The following is an 8,347-nucleotide window of genomic DNA, read 5'->3' as shown; positions in this document are numbered from 1 at the left end:
GTGATGGCGCTGGCCGACCAGTACCCCGAGCTGGTCCGGGAGCGGGTCGTCGGGGTGGCCTTCGTGGGGACGTCGTCGGGGCGGCTCGGCGAGGTCAACTACGGGCTTCCGGTGGCCGGCGTCAACGCGGTGCGGCGGGTGCTGCCCGGCGTGCTGAAGGCGATGGGGCAGCGGGCCGATCTGGTGGAGAAGGGGCGCCGGGCCACCGCGGACCTGTTCGCCGGGATCATCAAGCGGTACTCGTTCGCCTCCCGGGACGTCGACCCGGCCATCGCCCGGTTCGCCGAGCGGATGATCGAGAGCACGCCCATCGACGTGGTCGCCGAGTACTACCCGGCGTTCAACGACCACGACAAGACCGAGGCGCTGGTGCACTTCGCCGGCATGCCGGTGCTCGTCCTGGCCGGGGTGCAGGACCTGGTCACGCCGAGTGAGCACAGCGAGGCCATCGCCGATCTGCTGCCGGACGCCGAGCTGGTGCTGGTGCCGGACGCGGGGCACCTGGTGATGCTGGAACACCCGGAAGTGGTCACCGACCGCCTCGCCGACCTGCTCACCCGCACGGGTGCCGTGCCCGCAGGAGCTACCGTGAAGGGTTATGGAAGCACCAGCAGCACCGCACAACCCGGCTGAGTCCGGATCCGTCCAGATCACCGTCACGTCCCCCGAGCAGATGCGGGAGCTGGGCCGCCGGCTCGCGAAACTGCTGCGCGCGGGTGACCTGGTGATGCTCAGCGGAGAGCTCGGGGCGGGCAAGACGACACTGACGCGTGGGCTGGGCGAGGGGCTCGGCGTGCGCGGGGCCGTCACCTCGCCGACGTTCGTGATCGCCCGGGTGCATCCGTCGCTGGGCGACGGGCCGCCGCTGGTCCACGTCGACGCGTACCGGCTGTCCGGCGGGCTGGACGAGATGGAGGACCTCGATCTCGACGTCTCGCTGCCCGAGTCCGTGGTCGTCGTGGAGTGGGGCGAGGGCAAGGTCGAGGAGCTGACCGAGGACCGGCTCCAGGTGGTCATCCACCGCGCGGTGGGCGACACGACCGACGAGGTCCGGCAGATGACGATCACCGGTGTGGGGGAACGCTGGGCTTCCGCGGACCTGAGCGTGCTCGCGGCGTAGCTCCCGCCGCGTGGTGTTTTGATGAACGTTCCGACAAGGCGTCGGCAAAATGTTGCGTTCGGCGTCTTGTGCGTGGTCACATGGTATCCAGTCCGTAGTTAGGTCTACCTAACTACGTCCGCCCCGCCTTCGGGAGGCGTCCATGTCGGCTACAGAGAGCAAGGGGCAGCCGCTGCCGTTCGCGGTCGCCGGGGTGTCCATGCGGGACCTGCTGGCGGCGGGCGAGGCGGCTGCACTGATCTCCACGCCACCGCGGGCTCCCGACCTGGAGCTCACCGAGCCGACCCAGCCGGTAACGGACCACCGCGAAGCGGCCTAGCGGGCTGGCTGTATTGACCTGAAGCGTTGTTCACACGGCTGATCGGTGGCTGACCAGGGCCTTGCGGTCCAGCGGCCTTGCGGGCGACCAGGGCCCTGCGGCCTGGCGGCCGACCACGGCCTTGCGGTCCAGCGGTCCAGCAGCCGGCGGATGGCCGCGGCTCGTCGTAGCGGCCAGCCGTCTTCGACGACACACCGGGCCAGACGCAGCCTGCCGGTCGGAGTCAGCGGGGCGTTACGGTGGGACAACGAGGGCCTCTTGGACGCCGGTTGTAGATCTCGCAATCCACACCGAACCCAGGGGCCCTCGCCCCGTTCAAGGACCACTCAAGGCGTGTCGCCCGTCTCCAACGTCCCCGGACAGCACACCTAGCGGCCCAGCGGCCTAGCAGCCCGGCGGATGGCCACGGCCTTGTGGCCGACCACGGCCCTGCGGTCCAGCGGCCCTGCGGCCCTGCGGCCTGGCGGCCGACCACGGCCCTGCGGCCTGGCGGCCGACCACGGCCCTGGGTCCAGCGGCCCTGCGGTCCAGCGGCCGACCACGGCCCTGCGGTCCAGCGGCCCTGCGGTCCAGCGGTCGACCACGGCCCTGCGGTCCAGCGGTCGACCACGTCCCGTCCAGCGGATGGCCACGGCCTTGCGGTCCAGCGGCCCGGCGGCCGACCACGGCCCTCCAGCGGATGGCCACGGCCTGGCGGCCCGGCGGCCGACCACGGCCCTCCAGCGGATGGCCACGGCCTGGCGGCCTTGCGGCCGACCACGGCCCCACGGCCCCACGGCCCCGCGCCCTAGCGGACGACCACGACCTTGCGGCCGATCGTCGCGAAGGTCCACATCGCCTCGCCGTCCTCGCGGGACTCGCGGATGCCGCCCGTGCGTACCTTCGGGGCCCGTGCGGTGGTCGAGTCGTTCACGGCCGCGCTGAAGCCGATGATCACGCCGTCCACGCTGGTGAAACGCACGACGTGCTCGACGGGGACGCCGTCGGAGCCGGTGATCGCGTTCGAGCGGGACGTGACCGAGTAGCTGCCCGGGGCGGGGTCCACCGCGCTCGGGTGGACCTGGAACGTGCGGGTGACCGTCTCGTCCTCGCCGACCAGCCACACCCGGTCGTCGCGCAGGGAGTACACCACCCGTGCGCCCTTGCCGGACCCGCCGGGCAGCGCGGCGGGGTCCTTCTTGGCCCGGGGCGGCGCCTTCGAGACGTCGGCCGCCGGTGCGGCGCCCGCCTGTGACCTGCCCAGGCCGGCCGGGAGGGTCTGTGACGCCTGGTGGGCGAGGTAGCCGACCGTCGCGAGGGCCGCAGCGGTGAGCCCGGCCACGATCCCCGAGCTGCTGAGTGCCACCGCGCCCACCTCCGTGTCGTACGTTCCTGTCGCGCACGGTGCGTATGACGCGCCATGACGGTAGGTGACGGTAGCAGCAGGTGACGGCCCGACAGGTACGTCCGACACGGGCCCCGGGGAGCCGTAGGCTGTTTGCGTGCTCTTGCTCGCTCTGGATACCGCCACACCCGCCGTCACCGTCGCGCTGCACGACGGCCGGGACGTCATCGCCTCGTCGAGTCAGGTGGACGCGCGCCGGCACGGGGAACTGCTGCTGCCCGCGATCGACCGGGTGCTCGCCGAGGCCGGTCTGTCGCTCGACGCCGTCACCGGGGTCGTCGCCGGCATCGGGCCGGGCCCGTACACCGGGCTGCGCGTCGGTCTGATGACCGCCGAGACCTTCGGGCTCGCGCTCGGCGTCCCCGTGCACGGAGTGTGCACGCTGGACGGCCTCGCCTACGCCGCCGACCTCCAGGACCCGTTCGTCGTGGCGACCGACGCCCGCCGCAAGGAGGTGTACTGGGCGCGCTACGCCGACTCCCGCACCCGCGTCACCGACCCGGCCGTCGACCGGCCCGCCGACATCGCCGAACAGGTCGCCGGGCTGCCCGCGGTCGGCGCGGGCGCGCTGCTGTACCCGGACGCCTTCCCCCAGGCGCACGAACCCGAGCACGTGTCCGCCGCCGCGCTCGCCCGGCTGGCCGCGGAGAGGCTGGCGGCGGGCGAGGAACTCCCCGCGCCCCGGCCGCTGTACCTGCGCCGCCCCGACGCCCAGGTCCCCAAGAACTACAAGGTGGTCACGCCCAAGTGACCGAGTCCGAGACGTGTGTGCTGCGCGAGATGCGCTGGTGGGACATCGACCGCGTACTGGAGCTGGAGCGGGATCTGTTCCCCGACGACGCCTGGTCGCGGGGCATGTTCTGGTCGGAGCTGGCCCATGCGCGCGGGCCGGAGGCGACCCGGAAGTACCTCGTGGCCGAGGCGGGGGAGCGGATCGTCGGATACGCCGGTGTCGCCTCCTCCGGCGAGCAGGCCGACATCCAGACCATCGCCGTCACCCGGGAGTACTGGGGGACGGGGCTGGGCGGCCGGCTCCTCACCGAACTGCTGCGGGCCGCGACCGCCTTCGAGTGCGCCGAAGTGATGCTGGAGTGCCGGGTGGACAACGTCCGCGCGCAGAAGCTCTACGAGCGCTTCGGCTTCGAGGCCATCGGCTTCCGGCGCGGCTACTACCAGCCGGGGAACGTGGACGCCCTGGTGATGCGACTGACCACGAAACCCGACAGCGGCTCCGCCGCGGGTTCGGCTCCCGTACAAGGAACCCAGATCAATGACTGACTCACGCGACGAGCCTCTCGTACTCGGCATCGAGACCTCCTGTGACGAGACCGGCGTCGGCATCGTCCGCGGCACCACCCTGCTCGCCGACGCCGTCGCCTCCAGCGTCGACGAGCACGCCCGCTTCGGCGGTGTCGTGCCCGAGGTCGCCTCCCGGGCCCACCTGGAGGCGATGGTCCCGACCATCGACCGCGCGCTGAAGGAGGCGGGAGTCAGCGCCCGCGACCTCGACGGCATCGCCGTCACCGCCGGTCCCGGCCTCGCCGGCGCCCTGCTGGTCGGCGTCTCGGCGGCGAAGGCGTACGCGTACGCGCTCGGCAAGCCCCTGTACGGCGTCAACCACCTCGCCTCGCACATCTGCGTCGACCAGCTGGAGCACGGCGCGCTGCCCGAGCCGACCATGGCGCTGCTGGTGTCCGGCGGCCACTCCTCGCTGCTGCTGTCCACGGACATCACCTCCGACGTCCGCCCGATGGGCGCGACCATCGACGACGCGGCCGGTGAGGCCTTCGACAAGATCGCCCGCGTGCTGAACCTGGGCTTCCCGGGCGGCCCGGTCATCGACCGGTACGCACGCGAGGGCGACCCGGACGCGATCGCCTTCCCGCGCGGCCTGACCGGTCCGCGCGACCCGGCCTACGACTTCTCCTTCTCCGGGCTGAAGACGGCCGTGGCGCGCTGGATCGAGGCGAAGCGGGCGGCGGGGGAGGAGGTCCCGGTGCGGGACGTGGCGGCCTCCTTCCAGGAGGCGGTCGTGGACGTGCTGACCCGCAAGGCCGTCCGGGCCTGCAAGGACGAAGGTGTCGACCACCTGATGATCGGCGGCGGTGTGGCCGCCAACTCCCGGCTGCGCGCCCTGGCCCAGGAACGCTGCGAGGCGGCCGGGATCCGGCTGCGGGTGCCGCGGCCCAAGCTGTGCACGGACAACGGGGCGATGGTCGCAGCGCTCGGCGCCGAGATGGTGGCCCGGAACCGGGCCGCGTCGAGCTGGGACCTGTCGGCGGACTCCTCGCTGCCGGTGACGGAGCCGCACGTGCCGGGCCACCAGCACGACCACGACCATGTGCACGAGATCAGCAAGGAGAACCTCTACTCGTGACGGTCGCCTTGATGTGGGAGGCGCGGGCGGTGCCCGGCCGGGGCGAGGACCTGCTGGCCTGGGCCCGGGCGCAGGAGCTGCCCCGCGCACCCCTGCGCCGGGAGACCCTGCGCGCTCCTCAGGACCGGGTCCTGGTCATCACCTGGTGGGACGCTCCGTACGAGGCCGAGCTGCCGGAACTGCCCGAACCGGACGGGGAGTTGGTCACGCGGGCCGTGCACCGGTGGCGGTTCGAGTCGGTGGGCGCCGGCTGACCGAGAGCTCCCAGGGCCTGCTGCCGACGTGACCCCGCCACAGCAGCAGGCCGTGCCTGCGCTCCCAGTGGGCGACCAGGGCGGCCTGGCCCAGCCAGTCCAGGGCCGACCACAGGGCGATCCCGGTCACCCACGGCTCCCAGAACACGGAGATGGGCAGGACGAACAGGAGATACAGGACGAGGACGGGCCAGTTGAACCAGGAGTCGCGCAGGGAGGCGTCGGCGGGCACGACCGCGCCGGTGTCCTCGACGGGGACGGCCTTGTCGTAGTCCCGTGCCAAGCTGAACCGCCCTTGAGCCTGGTCCCTTTCAGGAGGGTCCACACCACGGCGAAGGCCAGCAGACCGGCGAGGTACAGGGCCACTTTGCCGGGCTCCGGCGGGGCGAAACCGTGGGCGAGGCCCGCCGCCGTCAGGGACACGGCGACGACGGCGAGCACCGAGAAGACGGCCCGCAACTCGTGGTGAAGCAACCTGTCCAACGCGTTCCCCGCTCGCTCCCCGCGCGGAGGTCACCTCACCTCCGACACCTCCGTCCCACACCGCAGCATCCGATCGGCGCCGGTGACCCGTACCGGGCCCGTGAGGGTGAGGCGTGTCGTGTGGCGTACGTCTGCGCTGGACGCCGCCAAACGTAGTTCCAGGACGCCCGGTTCGACCACCCTGCGACCTGAACGGTCGGTGAACGCCGAGAGATCCGTGTGGAACCGGAACGTCACCCGGCTCGCCTCGCCCGGCGCCAGTTCCACGCGCTGGTAGCCGATCAGCCGCACATCGGGCCGGGTCACCGACGCCACCGGGTCGTGCAGATACAGCTGCACGACCTCCGCGCCCTCGCGGTCGCCGGTGTTGCGGACGGTCACCGAGATGTCGTACGTGCCGTCCGTGCCGATCTGAGCCGGCTCCTCGCCGCCCGTGCCGTCCTCCCACGCGAACGTCGTGTACGACCGGCCGTGCCCGAAGGCGTACAGCGGGGTCGGGTCGAGGTTGCTGACCTCGCCCGCGAGGCCGAGGGGCGGCTGGAGGTACGTCCAGGGCTGGCCGCCGGGGACCTGCGGGACGCTCACGGGGAGGCGGCCCGACGGGTTCACGCGGCCCGACAGCACTCCCGCCACCGCCGGGCCGCCCTCCTCCCCCGGGAAGAAGGCCTGGACGACCGCGCCCAGGCGGCCGTGCCAGCGGCCGAGCGCGTAGGGACGGCCGGTCAGCAGCACCAGCACCACGGGGACGCCCGTGGCGACCAGCGCGTCCAGCAGCTCGCCCTGGGCGCCCGGCAGGGCGAGGTCCGTCGCGTCGCAGCCCTCGCCCGAGGTGCCGCGGCCGAACAGGCCCGCCCGGTCGCCGAGGACCGCCACGCACACGTCCGCCTCGGCGGTACGGGCGATGGCCTCCTCGAAGCCGGAGGTGTCCGGGTCCGTCACGTCGCAGCCCGGCGCGAACGTCACCTTGGCGTCGGGGAGTTCGGTGCGCAGGGCATCGAGGACGGTCGGGATCTCGATGCCGGTCGGGACGCCGGGGTGGTGGGTGAGGACGTGGGACGGGAAGGAGTAGCAGCCCAGCATGGCCAGGGCGTCGGCCGCCCGGGGGCCGACCACCGCGATCCGGGTGTCGGGGGCGAGCGGGAGCAGGCCGTCGGGGTTGTCGAGCAGGACGACGGACTCCTCGGCCAGGCGGCGGGCCAGGATCCGGTTGCCCGTCGAGTCGAGGYTCACCGTGGCGGCCGGCTCGGGGGTCCAGTCCTCGTCCAGCAGTCCCAGTTCGCACTTCTGGAGCAGGACGCGGCGGGCCGCGCGGTCCACCAGCTCCTCGGGGATCTCGCCCGAGCGGACCGCGTCCACCAGCGGATCGCCGTAGCACTTCAGGCTCGGCAGCTCCACGTCGATGCCGGCCACCAGGGCCGCGTGGGCCGCCTCGGCCGGGGTGCCGGCCACCCGGTGGAGGGTCTGCAGGAAGCCGATGCCGAAGTAGTCCGCGACGACCGTGCCGGTGAAGCCCCACTCCTCGCGCAGCAGTCCGGTCAGCAGCTCGGGGTCCGCCGAGGCCGGGACGCCGTCCCGCTCCGTGTACGCGGCCATCACCGAACGGGCCCCGCCCTCGCGCAGTGCCATCTCGAAGGGCGGGAGCGTGACGTCCGCGAACTCGCGGATGCCGGCCCGTACGGGGGCCAGGTTGCGGGCGCCGGCCGAGGAGGCGTACCCGGCGAAGTGCTTCAGCGTGGCGACGACCCCGGCCGACTCCAGGCCCCGCACATAGGCCGTGCCGACCGTGCCGACCAGGTACGGGTCCTCGCCGATCGTCTCCTCCACGCGGCCCCAGCGCGGATCGCGTACGACGTCCAGGACGGGCGCGAGGCCCTGGTGGACGCCGGCCGAGCGGAGGTCGTCGCCGATACGGCGGGCCATCTCCTCGACCAGCGGGGGATCCCAGGTCGCCCCCCAGGCCAGCGGGACCGGGTAGGCCGTGGCCTGCCAGGCGGTGAAACCGGCCAGGCACTCCTCGTGCGCGATCGCCGGGATGCCGAAGCGGCCGGCCTCGGTGATGCGGCGCTGGGCGCGGGCCAGTGCCTGCGCGCCCAGCGCCGGGTCCACGGGGGCGGTGCCGAAGGAGCGCGTGAGCTGGCCCAGGCCGCGGGTGATCAGCTCGTCCCATGCTTCGTCGGAGTGGTCGACCGTCATGTCGTGCTGGTGCGGAGCGACTCCGTCGCCGTCCGTCGAGGCGCCCACCCACACGCCGTACAGCTGGGCGGTCTTCTCCTCCAGGGGCATCCGGGAGAGCAGATCGTCGACGCGGGCGGCGGCGGGCAGGGCGGGGTCACGCCAGGGCACGGTGGTCATGAAGCTCCTGTCGGGTGGACGGACGGCCCTCTCACGGACGGTGCTCACGAGCGTCTTT

The 8,347-nt window shown here is 72.9% G+C and carries 10 protein-coding genes; 7 read left to right on the top strand and 3 right to left on the bottom strand.

All coding sequences use genetic code 11. The features are described 5' to 3' along the window. From CA983_RS12185 to CA983_RS46665, 3 genes are all read left to right on the top strand, one after another. Window positions 1–633, top strand: a 633-nt coding sequence (locus CA983_RS12185; RefSeq protein WP_143645481.1) for an alpha/beta fold hydrolase, incomplete at its 5' end; no start/stop codon positions are given. Next, a complete protein-coding gene (gene tsaE, locus CA983_RS12180) occupies window positions 599–1,120 on the top strand; it encodes a tRNA (adenosine(37)-N6)-threonylcarbamoyltransferase complex ATPase subunit type 1 TsaE (protein WP_086600906.1) in 522 nt (173 codons plus the stop codon). The genes CA983_RS12185 and tsaE, both read left to right, overlap by 35 nt. 142 nt (window positions 1,121–1,262) lie before the next feature. Then, window positions 1,263–1,439 (top strand): hypothetical protein, encoded by a 177-nt coding sequence (locus CA983_RS46665; RefSeq protein WP_167407360.1) that lies wholly within the window; start codon window positions 1,263–1,265, stop codon window positions 1,437–1,439. Window positions 1,440–2,226: 787 nt separating this feature from the next. Here the strand turns inward: CA983_RS46665 and CA983_RS12170 are convergent. Beyond that, window positions 2,227–2,784, bottom strand: coding sequence for a hypothetical protein (locus CA983_RS12170; protein WP_086600913.1), 558 nt, complete (start codon window positions 2,782–2,784; stop codon window positions 2,227–2,229). 136 nt (window positions 2,785–2,920) lie between these two features. Between CA983_RS12170 and tsaB the strand changes: the two genes are divergently transcribed. From tsaB to CA983_RS12150, 4 genes are read left to right on the top strand one after another with little or no spacing between them, the layout of a single operon-like run. Further along, window positions 2,921–3,574, top strand: coding sequence for a tRNA (adenosine(37)-N6)-threonylcarbamoyltransferase complex dimerization subunit type 1 TsaB (tsaB, locus tag CA983_RS12165; RefSeq protein ID WP_086600904.1), 654 nt, complete (start codon window positions 2,921–2,923; stop codon window positions 3,572–3,574). Between the two features lie 29 nt (window positions 3,575–3,603). After that, on the top strand, window positions 3,604–4,101 hold the full coding sequence (gene rimI / locus CA983_RS12160) for a ribosomal protein S18-alanine N-acetyltransferase (RefSeq protein WP_086600912.1): 498 nt from the start codon (window positions 3,604–3,606) through the stop codon (window positions 4,099–4,101). Beyond that, complete coding sequence (gene tsaD / locus CA983_RS12155; protein ID WP_086600903.1) at window positions 4,094–5,200, top strand: tRNA (adenosine(37)-N6)-threonylcarbamoyltransferase complex transferase subunit TsaD; 1,107 nt, start codon at window positions 4,094–4,096, stop codon at window positions 5,198–5,200. Before rimI ends, tsaD begins: the two co-directional genes overlap by 8 nt. Next, complete coding sequence (locus CA983_RS12150; protein ID WP_086600902.1) at window positions 5,197–5,454, top strand: hypothetical protein; 258 nt, start codon at window positions 5,197–5,199, stop codon at window positions 5,452–5,454. Before tsaD ends, CA983_RS12150 begins: the two co-directional genes overlap by 4 nt. Here the strand turns inward: CA983_RS12150 and CA983_RS12145 are convergent. Continuing rightward, on the bottom strand, window positions 5,405–5,737 hold the full coding sequence (locus CA983_RS12145) for a hypothetical protein (protein WP_086600901.1): 333 nt from the start codon (window positions 5,735–5,737) through the stop codon (window positions 5,405–5,407). The two genes, CA983_RS12150 and CA983_RS12145, sit on opposite strands and share 50 nt — an antisense overlap. 230 nt (window positions 5,738–5,967) lie before the next feature. Continuing rightward, on the bottom strand, window positions 5,968–8,289 hold the full coding sequence (locus tag CA983_RS12140; protein WP_086600900.1) for a beta-xylosidase/alpha-l-arabinosidase: 2,322 nt from the start codon (window positions 8,287–8,289) through the stop codon (window positions 5,968–5,970). Window positions 8,290–8,347: the final 58 nt, after the last annotated feature.

Origin of the sequence: Streptomyces swartbergensis (assembly GCF_002148965.1) — a bacterium.
In the GTDB taxonomy this organism is placed as follows: domain Bacteria; phylum Actinomycetota; class Actinomycetes; order Streptomycetales; family Streptomycetaceae; genus Streptomyces; species Streptomyces swartbergensis.
Note: the sequence above shows the minus strand (reverse complement) of the source record. Positions and strands in the feature narration are given on the sequence as shown.